17 protein-coding genes and 1 other RNA gene are annotated in these 19,136 nt (G+C 63.9%); 9 read left to right on the forward strand and 9 right to left on the reverse strand.

Features of this window, described 5'->3' with window-relative positions:
- Positions 1 to 12: 12 nt before the first annotated feature.
- From AABB87_RS12035 to AABB87_RS12060, 6 genes are all read right to left on the reverse strand, one after another.
- The gene (locus AABB87_RS12035) at positions 13 to 2,301 is read right to left on the reverse strand and encodes a chemotaxis protein CheA (RefSeq protein WP_341971472.1); all 2,289 of its coding nucleotides are present in this window, start codon (positions 2,299 to 2,301) and stop codon (positions 13 to 15) included.
- Between the two features lie 4 nt (positions 2,302 to 2,305).
- Complete coding sequence (locus AABB87_RS12040) at positions 2,306 to 2,617, reverse strand: STAS domain-containing protein (RefSeq protein ID WP_341971473.1); 312 nt, start codon at positions 2,615 to 2,617, stop codon at positions 2,306 to 2,308.
- A gap of 84 nt (positions 2,618 to 2,701) precedes the next feature.
- Positions 2,702 to 3,067, reverse strand: coding sequence for a response regulator (locus AABB87_RS12045; protein ID WP_058720743.1), 366 nt, complete (start codon positions 3,065 to 3,067; stop codon positions 2,702 to 2,704).
- Between the two features lie 40 nt (positions 3,068 to 3,107).
- A complete protein-coding gene (locus AABB87_RS12050) occupies positions 3,108 to 3,614 on the reverse strand; it encodes a hypothetical protein (protein ID WP_341971474.1) in 507 nt (168 codons plus the stop codon).
- A 433-nt stretch (positions 3,615 to 4,047) separates the two neighbouring features.
- On the reverse strand, positions 4,048 to 4,545 hold the full coding sequence (locus tag AABB87_RS12055) for a glycine zipper 2TM domain-containing protein (protein ID WP_341971475.1): 498 nt from the start codon (positions 4,543 to 4,545) through the stop codon (positions 4,048 to 4,050).
- A 175-nt stretch (positions 4,546 to 4,720) separates the two neighbouring features.
- On the reverse strand, positions 4,721 to 5,278 hold the full coding sequence (locus AABB87_RS12060) for an HNH endonuclease (RefSeq protein ID WP_058720740.1): 558 nt from the start codon (positions 5,276 to 5,278) through the stop codon (positions 4,721 to 4,723).
- A 487-nt stretch (positions 5,279 to 5,765) separates the two neighbouring features.
- Between AABB87_RS12060 and AABB87_RS12065 the strand changes: the two genes are divergently transcribed.
- From AABB87_RS12065 to AABB87_RS12100, 8 genes are all read left to right on the forward strand, one after another.
- Positions 5,766 to 6,512 carry a TetR/AcrR family transcriptional regulator gene (locus tag AABB87_RS12065; RefSeq protein ID WP_058720739.1) on the forward strand — a complete coding sequence of 249 codons (747 nt, stop codon included), beginning with the start codon at positions 5,766 to 5,768 and terminating at the stop codon, positions 6,510 to 6,512.
- A gap of 46 nt (positions 6,513 to 6,558) precedes the next feature.
- Entirely contained in the window at positions 6,559 to 8,349 is a 1,791-nt protein-coding gene (locus AABB87_RS12070) for an acyl-CoA dehydrogenase C-terminal domain-containing protein (protein WP_341971476.1), read from the forward strand.
- A 66-nt stretch (positions 8,350 to 8,415) separates the two neighbouring features.
- Positions 8,416 to 8,850 (forward strand): DUF2147 domain-containing protein, encoded by a 435-nt coding sequence (locus tag AABB87_RS12075; RefSeq protein ID WP_341971477.1) that lies wholly within the window; start codon positions 8,416 to 8,418, stop codon positions 8,848 to 8,850.
- Positions 8,851 to 8,917: 67 nt separating this feature from the next.
- Entirely contained in the window at positions 8,918 to 11,314 is a 2,397-nt protein-coding gene (locus AABB87_RS12080) for a 3-hydroxyacyl-CoA dehydrogenase/enoyl-CoA hydratase family protein (RefSeq protein WP_341971478.1), read from the forward strand.
- Positions 11,315 to 11,365: 51 nt separating this feature from the next.
- A non-coding RNA gene (locus tag AABB87_RS12085) (sX9 sRNA) lies at positions 11,366 to 11,440 on the forward strand.
- A 65-nt stretch (positions 11,441 to 11,505) separates the two neighbouring features.
- On the forward strand, positions 11,506 to 12,720 hold the full coding sequence (locus AABB87_RS12090) for an acetyl-CoA C-acyltransferase (RefSeq protein ID WP_058720735.1): 1,215 nt from the start codon (positions 11,506 to 11,508) through the stop codon (positions 12,718 to 12,720).
- Positions 12,721 to 12,815: 95 nt separating this feature from the next.
- Positions 12,816 to 13,682: an alpha/beta hydrolase family protein gene (locus tag AABB87_RS12095; RefSeq protein WP_341971479.1), complete on the forward strand. Its 867-nt coding sequence runs from the start codon at positions 12,816 to 12,818 to the stop codon at positions 13,680 to 13,682.
- A 28-nt stretch (positions 13,683 to 13,710) separates the two neighbouring features.
- The gene (locus tag AABB87_RS12100) at positions 13,711 to 14,475 is read left to right on the forward strand and encodes an enoyl-CoA hydratase (protein WP_058720733.1); all 765 of its coding nucleotides are present in this window, start codon (positions 13,711 to 13,713) and stop codon (positions 14,473 to 14,475) included.
- Between the two features lie 66 nt (positions 14,476 to 14,541).
- Here the strand turns inward: AABB87_RS12100 and AABB87_RS12105 are convergent, their stop codons facing one another.
- Both AABB87_RS12105 and AABB87_RS12110 read right to left on the reverse strand, forming a co-directional pair.
- The gene (locus AABB87_RS12105) at positions 14,542 to 15,687 is read right to left on the reverse strand and encodes an NAD(P)/FAD-dependent oxidoreductase (protein WP_341971480.1); all 1,146 of its coding nucleotides are present in this window, start codon (positions 15,685 to 15,687) and stop codon (positions 14,542 to 14,544) included.
- 31 nt (positions 15,688 to 15,718) lie between these two features.
- On the reverse strand, positions 15,719 to 16,090 hold the full coding sequence (locus AABB87_RS12110; RefSeq protein ID WP_341971506.1) for an acyl-CoA thioesterase: 372 nt from the start codon (positions 16,088 to 16,090) through the stop codon (positions 15,719 to 15,721).
- A 135-nt stretch (positions 16,091 to 16,225) separates the two neighbouring features.
- Between AABB87_RS12110 and AABB87_RS12115 the strand changes: the two genes are divergently transcribed.
- Entirely contained in the window at positions 16,226 to 18,070 is a 1,845-nt protein-coding gene (locus AABB87_RS12115; RefSeq protein ID WP_341971481.1) for an ABCB family ABC transporter ATP-binding protein/permease, read from the forward strand.
- A 106-nt stretch (positions 18,071 to 18,176) separates the two neighbouring features.
- Here AABB87_RS12115 and AABB87_RS12120 read toward each other — a convergent pair whose 3' ends face one another.
- Positions 18,177 to 18,905, reverse strand: coding sequence for a hypothetical protein (locus tag AABB87_RS12120; RefSeq protein ID WP_341971482.1), 729 nt, complete (start codon positions 18,903 to 18,905; stop codon positions 18,177 to 18,179).
- Positions 18,906 to 19,136: the final 231 nt, after the last annotated feature.

Below are 19,136 nucleotides of genomic sequence, written 5' to 3' on the forward strand. Positions count from 1 at the left end.
GAGTCAAGGCGACTAGCTGGGGCTGCCGTGACTGAGTGATACCGTCCTGCTGTCCGTTTGCCCCTTGCGAATCGCCACCGCCAAGAGGCCCGCCACATCAAGCAGCAGTGCGACCTCGCCGGAGCCCAGAATGGTGGATCCGGCCAGGGCTTTGAGATGCTGAAAAATGCTGGACAGGGGCTTGATCACCGTTTGGTGCTCGCCCATCAGGCGGTCGACGATCAAGCCGACACGGGTTTGCCCGTCGCGCACCACCACCACGCTGCGGCGGCGGCTGTGGTCGGCCGTGACGCCGTAAAAGCGCGCCAGGTCCAGCCATGGCAGCACCTCGCCACGCAAGTCGAAGGTGCCACTGACGCGCTCGCCCTGCTTGCTGCATTCATCCGGCACGTCGATGCATTCGGCCACCGCCGAGAGCGGCAGCACATAGTTGACGCCGCCCACCATGGTGAGGAAGCCGTCGATCATCGCCAGCGTCAGTGGCAGGCGGATCTGCGTCAGCGTGCCGCGGCCGACCTCGCTGCTGAGTGCGATGGTGCCGCGCAAGGCCTCGATATTGCGTTTGACCACATCCATGCCGACGCCGCGCCCGGACAGGTCGGTGACCTGCTCGGCGGTGGAAAAGCCGGCATGGAAGATCAGCTGCCAGATTTCGTGCTCGGGCAAGATCTGCCCCTCGGCGATCAGGCCGCGCTCGACCGCCTTTTTGAGGATGCGCTCACGCGCCAGGCCGCGCCCGTCGTCGCTGACCTCAATCACCACCGCGCCGGCATCGTGATAGGCGTTCAGGCTCAGCCGGCCCATCACCGGTTTGCCGGCAGCGAGCCGCTCGTCCTGCGTCTCCAGGCCGTGGTCCATGCTGTTGCGCACCAGATGCATCAAGGGATCGGCGATGGAGTCGACCATGGACTTGTCCAACTCGGTGTCACCGCCGGTCACCACCAGATCGACTTCCTTGCCGAGCTGCTTGGACACATCGCGCACCACCCGCTGGAAGCGGCCAAAGGTTTCGCCGATGGGCACCATGCGCAGGGCCAGCGTGCCATCGCGGGTTTCCTGCACCAGATCCATGACGCGCTGGGTGGCTTCCAGCAGCACGGCGGAGTTCTCCAGATGCGCCACCATCTGCGCGCCCGAGCCGGCGATGACCAACTCACCGATCAGGTCGATCAGCTTGTCCAGCTTGTCGGCGCGCACGCGCACGAAGCGGGTTTCGTCACCGGCGCGGCGATCGCGGCCGCCTTCGCGGCGCTCGCCTTCGCCGCTGCGGCGGTCGTTGCGGCGCTCGCCGCTTCCGCTGCTGGCGCTGTCGGTGCTGCTGCGGCGTTCGATGTGAGGGATGACGACCGGGGCCACGGCTTCGGCCTCGAGGGCTGCCGCGCCGGCTTCGATCTCAATCACCTCCAGACGCACGGCGAAGCGCATGCCCATCTCGTGCCAGCACTGGAACAGGCCGGCGCGGGCATCGGCGTCATCGCCGCAGCGCAGGGCCGCCAGGTCTTCAAAAGCGGCGGGCGTGCTGCCTGGCGGCAGGATTTGCACATCGCTGTCTTCGACCGCGAACTCGAATACGCGCTCGATGTCTTCGCGCGTGGCGCTGGAGTCAAAGCGCAACTCAAAGCCGAGATAGCAGGCTTCGGCGTCGAGCGCGTCCAGGCTCGGGACGGCGTCGGTCAAGGTGCTGATGGCCTGAACCTTGCCCAAGGTGGCCAGATAGCGCAAAAAAGCCAGTGGGTCGAGGCCGTTGCGCAGCGCGTCCTGGCCGAAGCGCAGCGACAAATGCCAAAAGGGATTGGTGGTCGCGCCGGTCCCAAGGGCCTGCTCCGACGTCGCCGAAGCGCCCGCCTCGCCCGCAGCGGCACTGCTTGTCGCGGCGGCCACCGGCTCCAGGCCTTGCAGCGCGCGCAAGCGGCTTGCCAGCGCTGCGCTGGCGGCGGCCACGGCGGGGTCGGCTTCCCCGCTTTGCACTTCGCCCAGCAGCAGTTCGATCTGGTCGCGGCTTTCCAGCAGGGCGGCGACCACGGCGTCATCGAGCTGGCGCTGGCCGGAGCGCAGCGCCTCCAGCAGGGTCTCGGCCTCGTGGGTGAAGGCCACCACCGCGTCGCAGCCGAACATGCCGGCCGTGCCCTTGATGGTGTGGGCGGCGCGAAAGGCCGAGTTCAGGCTTTCCGAGTCACTGGGGTCTCCTTCCAGGATCAGCAGGCCTTGCTCGAACTGGCGCAGCATTTCCTGCGCCTCGTCCAGGAAGCCGGCCCGGGCAACGGCCAGAATCTCTGCATCATCATCGTCATTCATCGACATGGCATCACTCCGCGCCAGCCAGGCTGTGGGGCAGGGGCTGCAACTGGGTGTCGAGGCCGAAGCATTGCAGCGCGGCCACCACCACCGCGCTGGGCTCGTGCAGCACCAACTCGGCCGCACGTTCCTGCAGGCTGCGCTGGGTGGCCAGCAGCAGCTGAATCGCGGAGCTGTCGAAGTCACTGACGCCGCTGAGCTCCAGGCGCAGGCCCGAGTTCAAGCGGGCGACGGTCTCCAGCAGCAAGCCATGCACATCGGCGGCTTGGGCAATCGTCAGCTCAGGGCCGAGCGAGAGGGTGAACAGATCGGACTCTGACATCGCAAAACCTCCGGGGCTAGAACAGCAAGCACGGGGCCGGTGGATGGGACCGGTACATGGGGGCCATGGGCGGCCCACATGGGGTCAGACGCAGAGTCGGTTGACGGCGTCCACCAATTGCGAGGGCTGGAAGGGTTTGGTGATCCATGCCTTGGCGCCGGCCTCGCGGCCTTCGGCCTTTTTGGACTCTTGAGATTCGGTGGTCAGCATGATCACCGGGGTGAACTTGTAGGTCGGCAGTGTTTTGACGTGGCGCAGAAAAGTCAGCCCGTCCATATTCGGCATATTGACGTCGCAGACGATCAGATTGATCTTGGCGCCCGTCAGCTTGCCCACCGCGTCTTGGCCGTCCACGGCCTCGATGACGGTGTAGCCGGCCTTTTGCAGCGCCAGCTTGACGACGGTTCTGAAACTGCCGGAGTCATCGATGACCAGAATTGTCTTGCTCATGGCGTCCTCTTGATGTTGTGGATGCTGACTGGAACAGGGCTCAGAAAAACTCAACGTTGTTGTGCGGCGGGCCGGTGCTTTCGCCGTGGTGGGAATCGCGTTGCTCGTCGGTGGTGTAGCGGGCTTCCAGGGCGTCCAGCCAGGCTTGTGCCTCGGCGGCATCGGCGTGAGCCATATTCGGCAATTCCTGGCTGAAGCGTTGGGTGTCGTCGTGCAGGATGTCGAGCATCTGAGTGGCGCGGTCGCCAAACTGCAGGCCGACCAGGGCGCGCTCGCATTGCAGTGCCAGTTCTTGGCTGAGCTGTTGCAGGGCCAGGGTGTGCGTGGCATCTGCGGGCATGGCCTTGAGTTCGCTGTCCAGCAGATCCTGCAAGCCCATGATGCCGGCAAAGCAGCTGAGCAAATCCACCGCCCCGCCTTGCACGGTGTTTTGAATGGCGCGCAGCTGGCGGCTCCAGATCGGCAGCACGGTGGCGGTCATCAGCGTGATGCCCGCGTCAGGTGGGGCGGAGGCTGCGGGAGAGGCCGACTGCTGGCGGCGGCTCATGAGTGTGCCGCCCCGGCCTTGTGGCACGCCAGCGGGTGGATCAGGCCGATCCCTTGGAGTGGAAGCTCTGCAAAACCCATAGGCCCCTCCCTGTGATCAATTCACCGGCTGCGCTTGGACCTGGTTTGTTGTTCGCGTGCGAACGACTGGCGGCGCGGATGAGTTGAGGACAGCAGTTTCCCCAGCGGCCGATTTGGCCAATGCCTGGATAAGGGGCTAATTTAGCAAGCTAACGGAGCAAATGGGGGGAATCTTGAGGCCGGGGCAACGCTGTTGTGGTGTTGGCCTTGCTGTGCTTGCGGTTTGGCAGGCGTTTGGCGTGCCGCGGCCGCGGCGTGTGTCGGCCGGCGCGCGCATCCCAGACAGGAATGAAAAAGAGGTGCGGGCATGGCGCCGGCACCTCTTGGTTGAGTGAGCGAAAAACCGCTCGGGCTCAGTACTTGCTGGTGTTGCCGCTGGCGGGTGCGGTGCCGGCCGGGGCGCGGCTGACACGGGTCTTGCCACCGGTGGTGACCAGAATCACGGCCTCGCCGGGGGCGAGGGTCTCTTGGCCCTTGGCCTGCACGACCGAGCGGCGCTCGCCGTTGCGCAGTTGCACGATCACTTCCACGGCTTCTTCGCGGGTGCCTGCACGCTCCACCGCATTGCCAACGACCGCGCCGGCCACAGCACCCAGCACGCCGACGATGGCGCCTTCACGGCGGCCGCCCACCGATGAGCCGGCCACGCCGCCCACCACGCCGCCGGCCACGGCACCGATGCCGCTTTGCGAGCCGTCCACCGTCACCGGGCGCACCGACAGCACGGTGGCGTCCTGGATCTGCGACATGCGCTGCGCCTGGTCACGCGAAATCACGTCTGGGCTGGTGGTGGAGCAAGCGCTCAAGGCAGCCAGGGCGACGAGCGAAGTGCTGAGAAAGAGTTTTTTCATGGGGATCACGTTGATTTCTCCTTGGGCAGACAGCTACCCAACGCCGGACATTGTGCCGAGGTTGACCGCTTGACGTTTTTTAACTCGCCGGCAACCGGTTAGCCAACGCAGGCTTGGGCTGCGGGGAAGGGGGCCGGAGGCGTTGTGCCTTGGCCCTGGAGGCACAGGCGCAGGTTCAGGTGTAAAGCCGGCTGGAGCGCGGCACGCTGGCCAGCAAGAACTCCATCTGGTCGGCCAGGATGCGGCGGCCACGCAGAATCATGTCCTCGTGCAGATTGGGCACATAGGGCAGATAGAGCAGGCTCATATTCGCTTCCTCGGGCATGCGGCTGCCTTTGCGCCCGTTGCAGCCGCGGCAGGCGGTGATGCAGTTCATCCAGCTGTCGCGCCCGCCGCGCGAGCTGGGGTGGATGTGCTCGCGCGTCAGGTCATCGGCGTGGAAGCGGTGGCCGCAGTAGGCGCACACAAATCGATCGCGCGCGAACAGCTTGGGGTTGGAGAGCGCGGGGGCTTGTCGCCACGCCCGGCTGGGGACCGAGCCGCGCACGGCAATGATGGGGTGAACCTCGATGCGCGACTGCTGGCCCGTGCGGCGCTGCATGCCGCCGCGCATCACTTGGCAGGGATCGCCCAGTGTCCAAGCCACGCCGTCGCTGGCGTAGATGACGGCCGCTTCGCGGGTCGTGATCCAGGCTTGCGGTCGACCAGAAACATCCAGTTGAAGCACATCCACAGCGTGAGACCTCCAAGTCGGAGCGTACTGCATGTGGGCCCGCAAGCTCAAGTATTCCTGGCGCAGAGGCTGCCGCTGTGCGTGCGTGGCGACAGTTAGGGGCGGGAGCGGATCGGGTGCGGCGCCCGTCAAATCACTGTCATCGGAGGCCGGGAGACTGATGTGTTCGCCGGCAGGCCGCCGAACCAAGTCCGGCGGCGGTTGGGTGAATGCGCTTTATTTGTGCGTCTTGTGCGAATTGCGCCGCTCAGTGCGGTGGCGGGTGGGCGCTGGGCGTGCGCTAGATGAGCACTTTGTTCGCTGCTAGGCGCGAGCCTCTAAAAAATCGCCAAAAAAACCTCGGGCTGACATGCAAAGTCGACAAACTTTCTGCAAAATAGAACGACCGTTCGTTTTATTATTCGCCGCGATTCATCCGATTTCGGCGCCACGCCCAACTCAAGCCCGCCACCATCCGCTCGCTTTCATCCGCAACCTGCCTCTGTCCATGACCGTGCCCACCAAGTCAACTGCCACCGCCAAAGCTGCCGCGCCCGTCGCCCCTGCGGCCAAGTCGGCACGCACGGTGCGCACCCTGCACAAAGGCCAGCACACCCGCGCCGTGATTTTGGAAGCGGCTTTGGGCTTGGCCTCGCACATGGGCTTGGAGGGTTTGTCGATCGGCGCCCTGGCCGATGTGACCAAGATGAGCAAGTCCGGCGTGTTCGCCCATTTCGGCTCGCGTGAGGAATTGCAGATTGCGGTGGTGACCGAGTACCACGCCAAGTTCGAGGAAGAAGTCTTCTTCGCCGCGATTCGCGAGCCGCGCGGCCTGCCGCGCCTGCGCGCCCTGTACGAGCGCTGGGTGCGCCGCGTCTCGCTGGAGCTGGATTCGGGCTGCATCTATATCAGCGGCGCGGTGGAATTTGATGACCGCATCGGCCCGGTGCGTGATGCGCTGGTGAGCATGGTGCGTGACTGGCACGCCGCCCTGCACAAAGCCATTGTGCTGGCCCAGAAGGCCGGCCATCTGCATGCCGATGCCGATGTGGAACAGATTTTGTTCGAGTTGCACGGGCTGATTTTGTCCTTGCATCACGACGCGCGCTTCTTGCGCAACCCCGGAGCCCTGGCCCGTGCCGGCATGGGTTTCGAGCGGGCCGTGCAGTCCTACGCCACGCCCGCTGGGCTGGCTGCAGACGCGCTGGCCAAGCAACACGCAGCCGCAGCGGCAACTAAAAAGCCGCGGCGCTGAGCCTCACCCATTTCTTCCTGTCTCTTTTTTCACCCCGGAGTTCGACATGCCCCAATACAACCCACCATTGCGCGACATGCAGTTTGTCATGCACGAAGTGCTCAATGTGGTGGAGCAGCTCAAAACGCTGCCCGCGCACGCTGACATCGATGCCGACACCATCAATGCCGTGCTGGAAGAAGGTGGCAAGTTCGCAGCCGAGGTGCTGGCGCCCCTGAACCTCAGCGGCGACGCTGAAGGCTGCTCGCTGGACAAGACCACGCATGAGGTCAGCCCGCCCAAGGGCTTCAAGGAAGCCTACGCCAAGTATGTGGAAGGCGGCTGGCCTTCGCTGGGTTGCGACCCCGAGTTCGGCGGTCAGGGCCTGCCCCTGGTGCTGAACCAGGCTTTCTACGAAATGATGAACTCGGCCAACCAGGCCTGGACCATGTACCCCGGCCTGAGCCACGGCGCTTACGAGGCCCTGCATGCCCACGGCACGGCCGAGCAAAAAGCCACCTATCTGCCCAAGCTGACCAGCGGCGAGTGGACCGGCACCATGTGCCTGACCGAACCGCATTGCGGCACCGACCTGGGCCTGCTGCGCAGCAAGGCCGAGCCTCTGGCTGATGGCACTTACAAGATCAACGGCGCCAAGATCTTCATCTCCGCCGGTGAGCACGATATGGTGTCCAACATCGTTCACCTGGTGCTGGCCCGCCTGCCCGACGCGCCGGAAGGCTCCAAAGGCATCTCGCTGTTCGTCGTGCCCAAGTTCCTGGTAAACGCCGACGGCACCCTGGGCAAGCGCAATGGCATCTTCTGCGCCGGCCTGGAGCACAAGATGGGCATCCACGCCAACTCGACTTGCCAGATGGTTCTGGAAGACGCTGTCGGCACCCTGGTTGGTCAGCCCAACAAGGGCCTGGCTGCCATGTTCGTGATGATGAACGCCGCCCGTCTGGGCGTTGGCAACCAGTCGCTGGGCCTGACCGAAGTGGCTTACCAAAACGCCGCCGCCTACGCCAAGGACCGCATCCAGATGCGCGCCCTGAGCGGCCCGAAGTCGCCCGACAAGGCTGCTGACTCCATCATCGTGCACCCCGATGTGCGCAAGATGCTGCTGACCGCGCGTGCTTATGCCGAAGGCGGCCGCGCTTTCTCGACTTACGTTGCCGTGACGCTGGACCGCGCCCTGGCTTCGCAAGACGAAGACGAGCGCAAGGAAGCCGAAGACGAAGTCGCGCTGCTGACGCCCATCATCAAGGCCTTCATCACCGACAACGCCTGGATCTCGACCTCGCATTGCATGCAAGTCTTCGGTGGCCACGGCTTCATCCACGAGTGGGGCATGGAGCAATTCGTGCGTGACGCTCGTATCAACATGATCTACGAAGGCACCAACACCATCCAGTCGCTGGACCTGCTGGGCCGCAAGATCCTGGGTGACAACGGCGCCAAGCTGAGGAAGTTCGGCAAGAAGATCGCTGCCTTCGTTGAAGAAGAGGGCACCAACGAGGCGATGCAAGAGTTCATCAACCCGCTGGCCGACATCGGCGACAAGGTCACCAAGCTGACCACCGAAATCGGCATGAAGGCCTTCCAGAACCCCGACGAAGTCGGCGCGGCCGCCGTGGACTATCTGCGCGTGGTGGGCCACATGACCTTCGCCTACTTCTGGGCCCGCATGGCCAAGGTGGCACTGGAGAAGGAAGCCAGCGGCGACAAGTTCTATACCGCTAAGCTGTGCACCGCACGCTTCTACTTCGCCAAGCTGCTGCCCGAAACGGCATCGCTGATCCGCACTGCCCGCGCGGGCCTGCCGTCCTTGATGGAGATGGACGAAGCCTTGTTCTGATTCCCTTTTTCGCTAAGCCCAGATCCGCCCGCTAGAGGTGGATCGGTCACAACCCTTGGAGACACCATGAAAAAGCTGTTTGCTGCTGCAGTTCTGAGCCTTGTCGCCGGCCTTGTTCACGCCGACGGCAGTCCGGTCGGGCTGTGGAAGACGATTGACGACGATGGCAAGAGCGAGAAGTCGCTGGTTCGCATCACCGAAAAAGACGGTGTGTTGACCGGCACGATCGAGAAAGTCTTCGAGGCAGGCAAGCAGGATGCCAAGTGTGACAAGTGCAGCGATGACCGCAAGGACAAGCCGGTCACTGGCATGCAGATCATCCGTGGTGTCAAACAAGATAGCGATGACAAGCTGCATTGGGTCGGGGGTGAAATCCTCGATCCCAATAACGGCAAGGTTTATAAGACCCGGCTCAAGCCCGTCGAGGGCGGCAAGAAGCTGGAGATGCGCGGCTATATCGGCTTCTTCTACCGCACCCAAGTCTGGTTGCGCGTCGAGTAAGTAGGCCCCGATAGCTGTTTCTGGCGGCGCCCCGGGGCGCCGCTGCCATGATTTTTAGGAGAAGTCCGTGAGTCGATTCCAAGTTCGTAAAGTCGCCGTGCTCGGCGCTGGCGTGATGGGTGCGCAGATCGCTGCGCATCTGGTCAACGTCAAGGTGCCTGTCGTTTTGTTCGACCTGCCGGCCAAGGAAGGCCCGAAGAACGGCATCGTGTCCAAGGCCATCGACGGCCTGAAGAAGCTCAAGCCCGCGCCCCTGGGCGATGCGGCCGACGCCGTGCTGATCAGCCAAGCCAACTACGAAGAGCATCTGGAATTGCTCAAGGACTGCGACCTCATCATCGAGGCCATCGCAGAGCGCATGGACTGGAAGCTGGATCTCTACAAGAAGATCGCTCCCTTCGTTTCGCCGAACGCCATCGTGGCCTCCAACACCTCGGGCCTGAGCATCACCAAGCTCGCCGAAGTGCTGCCCGAAGAAATCAAGCCGCGCTTCTGCGGCATCCACTTCTTCAACCCACCGCGCTATATGTATCTGGTGGAGTTGATCAACACGCCCACCACCCGTCCGGAAGTGATCGACCAGCTGGAAAGCTTCGTCACCACCGCCGTCGGCAAGGGTGTTGTGCGCGCCAATGACACGCCCAACTTCGTGGCTAACCGCGTCGGCATCGCCGGCATGATGGCCACCATGATCGAAGCCGAGAAGTTCGGCCTGAGCGTGGACCTGGTGGACGACCTGACCGGCAAGAAGCTCGGCCGCGCCTCCAGCGGCACCTTCCGCACCGCTGACGTGGTTGGCCTGGACACCATGGCCCATGTCGTCAAGACCATGCAGGACAACCTGAAGGATGACCCCTTCTTCTCGACCTACGCCACGCCCAAGGTGCTGGCAGGCCTGATCGAGAAGGGCGCCCTGGGCCAGAAGGCTGGCGGCGGCTTCTACAAAAAGGTTGGCAAGGACATCCAACGCCTGGACTTCGCCACCGGCGAATACGTGGCCGGCGGCAAGAAGGCCGACGAAATCGTTGCCCGCATGCTGAAGAAGCCCGCGGCTGACCGCATCAAGCTGCTGCGCGAATCCACCAACCCGCAAGCCCAGTTCCTGTGGTCCATCCTGCGTGACAGCTTTCACTACGTGGCCGTGCATCTGGACACCGTGGCCGACACCGCGCGCGAAATCGACTTCGCCATGCGCTGGGGCTTCGGCTCCAGCCAAGGTCCCTTCGAGCTGTGGCAACAAGCCGGCTGGAAGCAAGTGGCCGAGTGGGTGCGTGAAGACATCGCTGCCGGCAAGACCCTGTCCAGCGCAGCACTGCCCGCCTGGGTGTTTGAAGGCCCGGTGGCCGACAACGGCGGCGTGCACAGCGCAGCCGGTTCTTGGAGCGCTGCCGAAGGCAAGTTCAAGCCGCGCGCCCAGCTGCCCGTCTACCAGCGTCAGGCTTTCCCTGAAGCGCTGTTCGGCGAAGGTGCTGCTGAGCCATTGAAGGCCGGTACCGAGCTGTTCAAGAACGAAGAAGTGCGCGTCTGGACGCAGGACAACGAAGTTGTCATCGCCTCCATCACCGCCAAGCTGCACCTGATCAGCCCGACCGTGACCGACGGCCTGCTGAAGGCAGTCGAAATCGCTGAAGCTGGCTACAAGGGCCTGGTGATCTGGTCGCCCGACGAGGTGTTCTCGGCCGGTGCCAATCTGGAAGCCCTGATGCCCGTCTTCATGACCAAGGGCGCCAAGGGCATTGCCCCGGAAGAGAAGAAGCTGCAGGACATGATGCTGCGCCTGCGCTACGCCAATGTGCCGGTGGTGGCCGCCATGCGTGGCCTGGCCCTGGGCGGTGGCGCCGAGCTGGCTGTGCATTGCGCTCGCCGCGTCGCCCACATGGAAAGCTATGTCGGCCTGGTGGAAGTGGGCGTGGGCCTGATCCCCGGTGGTGGTGGCCTGACCTATATCGCCCGCCGTGCCGCCGAGATGGCTGCTGCTGGCAATGCCAATGCCGACATCTTCATGTTCCTGAAGGACGGCTTCACCACTGCGGCCATGGCCAAGGTGGCGACTTCGGCCCTGGAAGCCAAGAAGAACGGCTTCTTGCTGGACAGCGACATCATCGTCCCGAACAAGGACGAGCTGCTGTTCGTGGCCTCGGCCCAAGCCAAAGCCATGTTCGACTCCGGCTACCGCGCGCCGCTCAAGGCCAAGTTCGCTGTGGCCGGCCGCTCGGGCATCGCCACCATCAAGGGTCAGCTGGTCAATATGCGTGACGGCGGCTTCATCAGCGCCCACGACTATCACCTGGCCAGCCTGATCGCTGACGTGGTCTGCGGTGGTGAAGTGGAAGCCGGTTCCCTGGTCGACGAGGAATACCTGATGAGCTTGGAGCGCAAGCACTTCTGCTCGTTGCTGGAGCATCCGAAGACGCAAGAGCGAATCATGGGCATGCTCCAAACCGGCAAGCCTGTGCGCAACTGATTGGTCTACTGCGCGGCCGTCATGCGTCGTTGGGCGGTGCTCGGAATCCTCACGTACAGGAAGTACGTTCCGGTTCCTGCGCTCCGTCCGCCTAGCCTGACAGCCGCTCGCTACGCCCACTCAGCCGCGCACCGTGCCTTCGCGCACGGTCTTTGAATACAGATTTAACTGATCATGAAAGGATCAGGATCATGAGCAAACAAGTTCAAGAAGCCTATATCTGCGCCGCCACCCGCCTGCCTATCGGCAAGTCGGGCCGTGGTTATTACAAGAACACCCGTCCGGACGAAATGCTGTCGCGCGCCATTCAGGCCGCGCTGGCCCAGGTGCCAGGTCTTGACCCCAAGGCCATTGAAGACGCCATCGTCGGCTGCTCCTTCCCTGAAGGTGAGCAAGGCATGAACATCGCCCGCGTGGCGGCTGTGCTGTCCGGCCTGCCCAACACGGTGGGCGGCGTGACGGTCAACCGTTACTGCGCTTCGGGCATCACCGCTCTGCAAATGGCGGCCGACCGCATCCGCATCGGCGAAGCCGAGGTGATGATCGCCGCTGGCGTCGAGTCCATGAGCATGGTGCCGATGGGCGGCAACAAGCCTTCCTTCTCGCCCGCCATCTTTGAGCGTGACGAGAACGTCGGCATCGCCTACGGCATGGGCCTGACGGCCGAGAAGGTCGCCAACCAGTGGAAGATCAGCCGCGAAGCGCAAGACGAATTCGCCGTCGAGTCGCATCGCCGTGCGCTGGCCGCCATCGCTGCTGGCCACTTCAAGGCCGAGATGACGCCTTTCGAAGTGATCGAGCGCCTGCCCAATCTGCTGGACGGTTCGGTCAGCGAGCGTCGCCGCATCGTTGACATCGACGAAGGCCCACGTGCCGACACCTCGATGGAAGGCCTGGCTCGTCTGAAGCCGGTGTTCGCCGCCAAGGGCAGCGTCACCGCTGGTAATAGCTCGCAGACGTCGGACGGCTCCGGCGCCCTGATCGTGGCTTCTGAAGCCGCCGTCAAGCGCTTCGGCCTGACCCCGCTGGCTCGTTTCGTGAGTTTCGCCGTGCGCGGCGTGCCGCCCGAAATCATGGGCATCGGCCCGATCGAAGCCATCCCCGCAGCCCTGAAGTTGGCCGGCATCACCGCCGCCGATCTGGACTGGGTCGAGCTGAACGAAGCCTTTGCCGCGCAATCCCTGGCCGTCTTGAACGATCTGGATAGCAAGGGCATCGTGCTGGATCGCAGCAAGGTCAACCCCAACGGCGGCGCGATCGCCCTGGGTCACCCACTGGGTGCGACCGGTGCCATCCGCGCCGCGTCCGTCATCCATGGCCTGCGCCGCACCGGTGGCAAGTACGGCATGGTGACCATGTGCGTGGGCGCTGGCCAGGGCGCTGCAGGCATCATCGAGCGGCTCTGATCCGCTGACTGAAGGCGCGGCTCCGGCCGCGCTTTTTTTTCACTGCCTTTCGCCAAATCGCCAGTCCGCTGCATCCTCCACACCCAAGGGCCGCCATGAGCATTCACTTTTCTGCCCGCGACGGATTCCCCCTGGTGGGCAAATGCTTTGGCGACCCGGCCACGGCCAAGGCCGGCTTGGTGATTGCCCCGGCAATGGGGGTGGAGCAGCATTTCTACGCGGACTTTGCGCACTGGATGGCCGAGCAAGGTTATCTGGTGCTGAGCTTTGACTACCGCGGGATGGGGCATTCACGCCCGCAAGCCATGCGGCGCTCGCTGCGCGGCCTGCAGGCCGACATCAAGACCTGGGCCGAGCAAGACGCCGCCGGCGCGCTGGACGAGTTGTGCCGCCGCCTGGGTGGACCGGCCGACACCCGCCCGATTCATTGGATCGGCCACAGCCTGGGCGGGCAGATCCTCGGTCTGCTGCCCAATCGGGAGAAGCTCGCTCGCGTGATCACCGTCGGCAGCGGCAATGGTTACTGGCTGGACAATGCGCCGAGCTTGCGCCGTTCGGTCTGGTTCCTGTGGTATTTCCTGGTGCCCCTGTGTTTGCCGCTGTTTGGCTATTTCCCTGGGCGGCGCCTGGGCATGGTGGGCGATCTGCCGCAAGGGGTGATGGCGCAGTGGCGCCGCTGGTGCCTCAGCAAGGATTACATGATGGTCGAGGGTGGCGACGCGCTGCGCGCCCAGTACGGCACGCTGCAGCAGCCCATGCTTTCGCTCTCATTCACCGACGATGAATTCATGTCGGCGCGCAGCATCGCCACTTTGCATGAATTTTTCACTGGCACCCAGGCCGAGATGTGGCGCATCGATCCGGCCGAGCTGGGCGAGCCCCGCATTGGCCATTTCGGCTTTTTCCGCAAGCGTTTTCAATTCAGTCTGTGGCATCGGATGCAGCAATGGCTGGCATCATGATCACCACCCAATTTGAGGAGTTTTTGCCATGAGCATCAAGACCGCCATCGTGAATGGCGTGGCCAGCATCGAAATTGCTCGCCCCGAAAAGAAGAACGCGCTGACTCGCGCCATGTATCAAGAGATGGCCGACACCCTGGTCGCTGTCAATAGCGACAAGACCGTGCGCGCTGTGCTGATCCAGGGTCAGCCCAATATCTTCACCTCGGGCAATGACATCGAGGACTTCATGAGCAGCCCGCCGCGCGATGAAGAAGCGCCGGTGTTCCAGTTCATGCGCGCCCTGGTGGGCTGCGAGAAGCCGGTGATTGCCGCCGTTAACGGCGCCGCCATCGGCATTGGCACCACCTTGCTGCTGCATTGCGACTTGGTCTATGTGGCCGACGACGCCCGCCTGGCCATGCCTTTCGTGGGCCTGGGCCTGGTGCCGGAGTTTGCCTCCAGCCTGATCGTGCCGCGCTTGCTGGGCCATGCCAAGGCGGCGGAAAAGCTGCTGCTCGGCGACCCCTTCACCGGCGCCGATGCGGCCGAGTGCGGCATTGCCAATGCGGTGCTGCCGGCCGCTGAAGTGGCCAACCACGCACGCCGCGTGGCTGAGCGCTTCAACACCCTGGCGCCCAGCGCCGTGCGCGAAAGCAAGCGTCTGATGCGCCGCCACAGCGCCGAGCAGGTACAAGAGACCATCAAGGTGGAGGCCGAAATCTTCGGCGCGCGCCTGCGTTCGCCCGAAGCGATGGAAGCCTTCCAGGCCTTCTTCCAAAAGCGCGCACCGGACTTTTCTAAGTTCGACTGAGCCTGCTGTAGCCGCTCCGGCAGCTGCGGCTGCTCTGGCTATTCACGCCCACGCCCGTGCTTGCGCTCAGATCACATTGAGCTCAAGCAGCGGGCGTTTTGCCGCCATCCGCGTGGGCGAGAGTGGCGACAGATCCAGGCTTTGATAAGCGCCCTGGCTGATCCACTCGGCCAGGCCGCGGCCCACGCCCGGCGCATGCTGCAGGCCATGGCCCGAAAAGCCGCAGGCCAGCAGCAAGTTGGGGCAGGCCTCCAGCGCGCCGACCAGGCCGTTGTGGTCAAAGTCATTCATCTCGTAGTAGCCGGCCCAGGCACGGGTCTGCCGCAGCGCCTCAAAGCCCGGCACACGCTGAGCCAGGGCGGGCCAGAGCCGTTCTTCGAAGAGTTGCGGCTCCGGGTCCAGGGGCAAATCAGCGAGGTCTTCACCCAAGGGTGGGCCGCCGCAGATGAATTGCTCGCCCTCGGGGCGAAACCAAAGCCCGCTCGGGTCGATCACCAACGGGCAGGCTGCCGCTGTTTCGGCGCTGCGAAAGGCGTACACGCTGCGCCGCTTGGCGCTCACCGGCACTTGCAAATCGGCCGTTGCTGCCAGTTGGCCGGACCAAGCGCCGCAAGCCAGCACATAGACGTCGGCCTGTTGCAGGCCCTGATTCGTCAGCACGCCGCTGAGGGCGCCGCTGGCGTCGCGCTGCAGGCTCAGTGCCTCGGCCTGCAAATAGCTAACGCCTTGTTTCATGGCCTGGCGGCGCAGACCTTGCAGCAGGCCCCAGCCATCAAACCAGCCTTCGCCTTCGCGGCCCCAACTGCCCAGGGCAATATCTTCGGTGGCCAGCCAGGGCCAGCGCTGGCGCAGCTGGGCGGGCCCCATCAACTCGGTGGCTGCGCCATGGCGGGTTTGCAGCTGGTGCAGCGCTTCCATGCGGCCGCGGCCGGCTTCGCTGGCCAGGTAGAGATAGCCCTGTTCTTGCAAGCCCGCTTCGGGCTGCTGGCGCAGCTGCTGCAGGCCGAACTGGGAGAGGGCGATGTTCAGCGGCGTGCTGAACTGCTGGCGGATCGAGGCCGCGGACAAGGCCGATGAGGCGCGGGCATAGCTGGGGTCCCGCTCCAGCACCGTGATTTGCTGGCCCTGCCAGCCGGGCATGCCGGCCAGAAAGGCCGCCACCGCGCTGCCGATGGCGCCGCCACCCAGAATCAGAACGCGTTGCTGCGGCATTGGGGGCGGGGCGGTGGTGTTGAGTTGGGCTTTACTTCACTTCAATCACGCGTGGCTTGCCCTGGCTGTCAATCGCCACATAGGTCAGATTGGCCTCGGTGACCTTGACCACTTGCGGGTCAGCCGGGTTGCGCTCGGCCATCACATCCACATGCACGGTGATGGAGGTGCGCCCGATGCGGGTGACCTGGGCGTAGAAGGACAGCAGATCCCCCACCGAGACAGGCTGCTTGAAGATGAACTGATTCACCGCCACGGTGGTGACGCGGCCGCGCGAAACCTTGGCGGGCAGCACCGAGCCGGCCAAGTCCACCTGGGCCATGATCCAGCCGCCGAAGATGTCGCCATTGGCATTGGCATCGGCGGGCAAGGGCATGACGCGCAGCACCAACTCGCGCGGCATGTCGGCGAGGGGGGTACCAGGGGTCGGGGTTTCGGAATTGGGCGTGTGGGCGTCGGACATCGTGGTCACCTGAGAGAATCGAGGCCTATTCTCGGTGAATACGCCACCCTCAGTCCGAGACACTCCAAAGCGTCCATGCGAAAAAGTCCAGCTCTTGCCTTGCCCGTTGACACAGCTAACGGCAAGCCTCACAGCCCTCAGCCCGAACGCAGCGACTGGGCCACCGTCCAAAAGCTCTTGCCTTACTTGTGGCGCTACCGCTGGCGCGTCGGCATTGCGTTGGGCTTCATGCTCTGTGCCAAGCTGGCCAATGTGGGCGTGCCGCTTTTGCTCAAGAATCTGGTGGACAGCCTGGCCATCAAGCCCGGCTCGGTGCAGAGCATGGCGGTGGTGCCGTTGGGGCTTTTGGTGGCCTATGGTGCGCTGCGCTTGTCGACCTCGCTGTTCACCGAGTTGCGTGAGCTGATCTTCGCCAAGGCCACCGAGGGCACGGCACGCTCAATCTCCTTGCAAGTGTTCCGCCATTTGCACGACCTGAGCCTGCGCTTCCATCTGGAACGCCAGACCGGCGGCATGACGCGCGACATCGAGCGCGGCACGCGGGCGGTGCACTCGCTGATCTCGTATTCGCTCTACAGCATCGTCCCGACCTTGATCGAGGTGGGCCTGGTGCTGGGCCTGCTGGCGATCAAATTCGACGCCTGGTTCGCCTGGATCACCCTGGCCGCCTTGGTGCTCTACATCGGCTTCACCATCACCGTGACCGAGTGGCGCACCAAGTTCCGCAAGCAACTCAATGAGCTGGATTCGGTGGCGCATAGCAAGGCGATTGATTCGCTGCTGAACTTTGAAACCGTCAAGTACTTCAATAACGAGGACTTCGAAGCCCGCCGTTACGACGAAAGCCTGGAGAAGCTGCGCCGCGCTCAGCTCAAGGCGCAGTCCACGCTGTCGCTGCTCAATACCGGCCAGCAACTCATCATCGCCAGCGCCTTGGTGCTGATGCTGTGGCGGGCCACCGAAGGCGTGGTGGCCGGGCGCATGAGCTTGGGCGACCTGGTGATGGTCAATGCCTTCATGATTCAGCTCTACATCCCGCTCAACTTCTTGGGCGTGATCTACCGCGAGATCAAGCAAAGCCTGACCGATCTGGACAAGATGTTTGGCCTGCTGGAGCGCGAACGCGAGATCGCCGATGTGCCCGGCGCCAAGACCTTGCAACTGCAGGGCGCGGCCGTGAGCTTCGATCATGTCAGCTTTGCCTACGACCCGGCGCGGCCCATCCTGCACAATGTTAGTTTTGAGATCCCGGCCGGCAAGAAGGTGGCGGTGGTCGGGCCCAGCGGCTCGGGCAAGAGCACGCTGGCGCGCTTGCTCTTCCGCTTTTATGACATCGACTCTGGCGCCATTCGTATCGATGGCCAGGAGCTGCGCAGCGTCACCCAGTCCAGCCTGCGCCGCGCCATCGGCATCGTGCCGCAGGACACGGTGCTGTTCAACGACACGGTGGCCTACAACATCGCCTACGGCCAGCCCGGTGCCTCGCAAGCCCAGGTGGAGGCAGCAGCCCGTGCCGCGCACATCCACAACTTCATTGCAGCCACACCCAAGGGCTACGACACCATGGTGGGCGAGCGTGGGCTCAAGCTCTCGGGCGGCGAGAAGCAGCGCGTCGCGATTGCCCGCACCTTGCTGAAGAACCCGCCGCTGATGATTTTTGATGAGGCGACCTCGGCGCTGGACTCCAGCAATGAGCGCGCCATTCAGGCCGAGCTGGACGCCGCCGGGCAGAACAAGACCGTGCTGGTGATCGCCCACCGCCTGTCCACCGTGGTGGATGCGCATGAAATTCTGGTCTTGGAGGCGGGCCGCATCGTTGAACGCGGCCACCACGACGCCTTGCTGGCGCAGCAGGGCGTTTATGCCCGGATGTGGCGGATGCAGCAGAGCGGCGGTGACGGTGAGGTGGCGCCAGCTTGAGCCCAGCCCTGAGGCTGGAGCGATTTGAATTAGGTGAATGAAAAAGGCCGCTGCACGGCATCCCGTGCAGCGGCCTTTTCTTGTGCAGTGCTGTGCGGGCTTGGCCTTACTTGACCTGCTTCTTGCGGCCCAGCGCCAAGGCGCCCAGCGCGGCCAAGCTCAACGCTACGCCGCCGGGCTCCGGAATGGTGCCGCCGCCGTTGGCGCCGAGGCGGAAGTCATCCAGCCAGAAAGCCGTATTGGTGCCCGAAATCCGTACCGATTTGGCGGTGCCGGAGAAGTTCACCGTGGCCGTGCGCCATTCGCAAACAAAGTCGGCGAGCGGAGCACCCGTTGCGGGGTCCTTGCAGCCGCCGGTGCTGATCAGGCTTTGGGCTTCGCCCAATTGCTGGCCCGCGCCACCCAGCTCGTCAAAGACGCTGACCGAACCCACACCTGAACTGGTGGCGAACAGCATCGAGAACGACTCACCGAAACCGGCGCCGACGTTGAAAACCAAGCTGGTCTTGCCGTTTTGATCGGCATCACCAGACATGAACACCGCGCCCTGCGTGCCCGAGCCGTATTTGGCTGGATCGCGGAAGAAATTACCCAAGCCGGTTCCGCCATTGGGCGAGCCCGGCCAGGCGCTGGTCACGCTCAAGGCGCCGGTGACAAATTGCAGATCGGCGCTGTAGGGGTTGACCTGGGTCGCCAGGTTGTTGACCGTGTTGGGCACCGCTTCAAAGTCGACGAAGATGGGCGCGGCTTGCGCGGGCGAGGTGAGGGCGGCGATTGCGCCAAATACGCCAAATGCGCTGAACGCGCCGGTCAGCAAAAGTCTTGATGTCAGCATGAGCGAGCTCCCGAATGCCGGTGAGTTGGAAGATGACCTTACGGCTGACTGTATACAGGCAAGTCGTGAAAAACTTCACCTCAAGCCCCTGCAATTGAGGGGGAGTGCGGCGCATCTTCTGGTAAACGAGAGGGTGGCGAGGGCGCGGTGAGGATGCTGTGAGGGCGGCCGCAAGAGCCGATCCGGTATTCGCTCGGGCGATCAAGCGGCGCTTGCTGCGCGGCTACACTC

It is taken from the genome of Roseateles sp. PN1, from assembly GCF_038419725.1.
Classification (GTDB): domain Bacteria; phylum Pseudomonadota; class Gammaproteobacteria; order Burkholderiales; family Burkholderiaceae_C; genus Paucibacter_A.

Coding starts and splice junctions, on each gene's coding strand:
- AABB87_RS12035 (WP_341971472.1), bottom strand. CDS start 2,301: ATGTCGATGAATGACGATGATGATGCAGAGATTCTGGCCGTTGCCCGG.
- AABB87_RS12040 (WP_341971473.1), bottom strand. CDS start 2,617: ATGTCAGAGTCCGATCTGTTCACCCTCTCGCTCGGCCCTGAGCTGACG.
- AABB87_RS12045 (WP_058720743.1), bottom strand. CDS start 3,067: ATGAGCAAGACAATTCTGGTCATCGATGACTCCGGCAGTTTCAGAACC.
- AABB87_RS12050 (WP_341971474.1), bottom strand. CDS start 3,614: ATGAGCCGCCGCCAGCAGTCGGCCTCTCCCGCAGCCTCCGCCCCACCT.
- AABB87_RS12055 (WP_341971475.1), bottom strand. CDS start 4,545: ATGAAAAAACTCTTTCTCAGCACTTCGCTCGTCGCCCTGGCTGCCTTG.
- AABB87_RS12065 (WP_058720739.1), top strand. CDS start 5,766: ATGACCGTGCCCACCAAGTCAACTGCCACCGCCAAAGCTGCCGCGCCC.
- AABB87_RS12070 (WP_341971476.1), top strand. CDS start 6,559: ATGCCCCAATACAACCCACCATTGCGCGACATGCAGTTTGTCATGCAC.
- AABB87_RS12075 (WP_341971477.1), top strand. CDS start 8,416: ATGAAAAAGCTGTTTGCTGCTGCAGTTCTGAGCCTTGTCGCCGGCCTT.
- AABB87_RS12090 (WP_058720735.1), top strand. CDS start 11,506: ATGAGCAAACAAGTTCAAGAAGCCTATATCTGCGCCGCCACCCGCCTG.
- AABB87_RS12095 (WP_341971479.1), top strand. CDS start 12,816: ATGAGCATTCACTTTTCTGCCCGCGACGGATTCCCCCTGGTGGGCAAA.
- AABB87_RS12100 (WP_058720733.1), top strand. CDS start 13,711: ATGAGCATCAAGACCGCCATCGTGAATGGCGTGGCCAGCATCGAAATT.
- AABB87_RS12105 (WP_341971480.1), bottom strand. CDS start 15,687: ATGCCGCAGCAACGCGTTCTGATTCTGGGTGGCGGCGCCATCGGCAGC.
- AABB87_RS12110 (WP_341971506.1), bottom strand. CDS start 16,090: ATGCCGCGCGAGTTGGTGCTGCGCGTCATGCCCTTGCCCGCCGATGCC.
- AABB87_RS12115 (WP_341971481.1), top strand. CDS start 16,226: ATGCGAAAAAGTCCAGCTCTTGCCTTGCCCGTTGACACAGCTAACGGC.
- AABB87_RS12120 (WP_341971482.1), bottom strand. CDS start 18,905: ATGCTGACATCAAGACTTTTGCTGACCGGCGCGTTCAGCGCATTTGGC.